The 1,888-nt window shown below is 73.4% G+C and carries 2 protein-coding genes; one reads left to right on the forward strand and one right to left on the reverse strand.

What is annotated here, in order from left to right; all coding sequences use genetic code 11:
- A partial coding sequence (locus tag ABZ371_RS32195; protein WP_358686401.1) for a LysR substrate-binding domain-containing protein occupies positions 1–705 on the reverse strand: 705 nt, incomplete at its 3' end.
- Positions 706–811: 106 nt separating this feature from the next.
- Between ABZ371_RS32195 and ABZ371_RS32200 the strand changes: the two genes are divergently transcribed.
- Positions 812–1,846, forward strand: a complete 1,035-nt coding sequence (locus ABZ371_RS32200; RefSeq protein ID WP_358686403.1) for a bile acid:sodium symporter family protein — start codon at positions 812–814, stop codon at positions 1,844–1,846.
- Positions 1,847–1,888: the final 42 nt, after the last annotated feature.

Genomic DNA, 1,888 nt, shown 5'->3' on the forward strand with positions numbered 1-1,888 from the left:
GCCACGGGTGTGGGCCATCACGCCCAGCCCGGCGCGGGCCGCCGCGACGAGGCCGCTCAGGCTCGCGCTCGTACACGCGAAACGCCAGGACCTGCCGTGCTCCTCCAGCACCTCCAGCGCCCGGGCCCGCGTGATGCCGGGCGGCGGGAAGGCGATCAGTGGGAGCGGGCGGTCCGGATCGACGCGCAGCCGCGGGGCGCCGATCCACACGAGCGCGTCCCGCCACACCAGCTCGCCGTGCGTGTCCCCCGTCCGCCGTTTCGCCAGCACCAGATCGAGCCTGCCCGCGGCCAGCTGCCGGTGCAGGGTGCCGGACAGCTCCACGGTCAGTTCCAGATCGACCTCGGGGTGCTCGCGCCGGAAGGACTCCAGGATCTCCGGCAGCCGGGTCAGGACGAAGTCCTCGGACGCCCCGAAGCGCAGTCGCCCGCGCAGCCGCGTCCCGGCGAAGAACGCCGCCGCCCGCTCGTTGGCCTCCAGAATCGTCCGGGCGAAGCCGAGCATGGCCTCGCCGTCCTCGGTGAGGTCGACCCGGTGCGTGTCCCGGCTGAACAGCCGGCGGCCCGCCTCCGCCTCCAGGCGGCGCACGTGCTGGCTGACCGTGGACTGCCGGATGCCGAGCCTGCGGGCGGCCTGGGTGAAGCTCAGCGTCTGGGCGACGGCGAGGAAGGTGCGGAGCTGGACCGGGTCGTACACGAGGGCCACGTTATCGCGATGCGTGATGGCAGTAAGAGCGGTGTACCGGATTCCCGATCGGCTCCGCCGGGGGCACGATGGCAGGGCACGACCCCGCCGAGAGAGCACGGAGCACATGACCCGCCGCACCAGCCGCCGCATCCCGAAGCCGCCGTCCTGGCTGCCCGTCGACCCGTACGTCCTGGCGCTCGTCGGCACGGTGGTGCTCGCCGCCCTGCTGCCCGCGTCCGGCACCGGCGCGGAGGTGGCCGGCGGCGCGTCCACCGGGGCGGTCGCGCTCCTCTTCTTCCTGTACGGGGCGCGGCTGTCCACCGCCGAAGCCCTGGACGGGCTGAAGCACTGGCGCCTGCACCTGACCGTGCTGGCCTGCACGTTCGTGGTGTTCCCGCTGCTCGGGCTCGCGAGCCACGGGCTCGTCCCCTACCTGTTGACCCCGCAGCTCCAGGCCGGCTTCCTCTTCCTCTGCCTGGTCCCGTCGACGATCCAGTCCTCGATCGCCTTCACCTCGATCGCCCGCGGGAACGTGCCGGCGGCGATCTGCGCCGGCTCCTTCTCCAGCCTCGCCGGCATCGTGCTCACCCCGCTCCTGGCCGCCGTCCTGCTCGGCGGCGGTGCGGGGGGCTTCTCCGCGGACTCCCTGGTGAAGATCGTCCTCCAGCTGCTCGTGCCCTTCCTCGCCGGGCAGCTGCTGCGCCGCTGGGTCGGCGGGTTCATCGGCCGGCACCGCAAGGCGCTGGGCTACGTCGACCGGGGCTCGATCCTGCTCGTGGTCTACACGGCCTTCAGCGAGGGCGTGGTCGCCGGCGTGTGGCACCAGGTCACCCCGCTCCGCCTCGGCGCGCTGCTCGCCGCCGAGGCGGTGCTGCTCACCCTCATGCTGGCGCTGAGCTGGTACGGGGCGAAGCGGCTCGGCTTCGGACGGGAGGATCGCATCACGATCCAGTTCGCCGGATCGAAGAAGAGCCTGGCCGCCGGACTGCCGATGGCGAGCGTCCTGTTCGGCGCCCACGCGAGCCTCGCGGTGCTGCCGCTGATGCTCTTCCACCAGATGCAGCTCATGGTCTGCGCGGTGATCGCCGAACGCCGCTCGCGCGACCCGCAGCCGAGCGCCGCTGCCGCCGGGCGTGCTCCGGCACGGGCGCTCGGCTGACTCCGCGGCCCCGGCGGCCCGGCCGATCCGGTGACAGATCGG

The sequence above is a fragment of the Streptomyces sp. NPDC005899 genome, from assembly GCF_040629645.1.
Taxonomy (GTDB): Bacteria; Actinomycetota; Actinomycetes; order Streptomycetales; family Streptomycetaceae; genus Streptomyces.

Excerpts from the sequence above, each read along its gene's own strand:
- ABZ371_RS32200 (WP_358686403.1), top strand. The coding sequence starts at position 812 with ATGACCCGCCGCACCAGCCGCCGCATCCCGAAGCCGCCGTCCTGGCTG.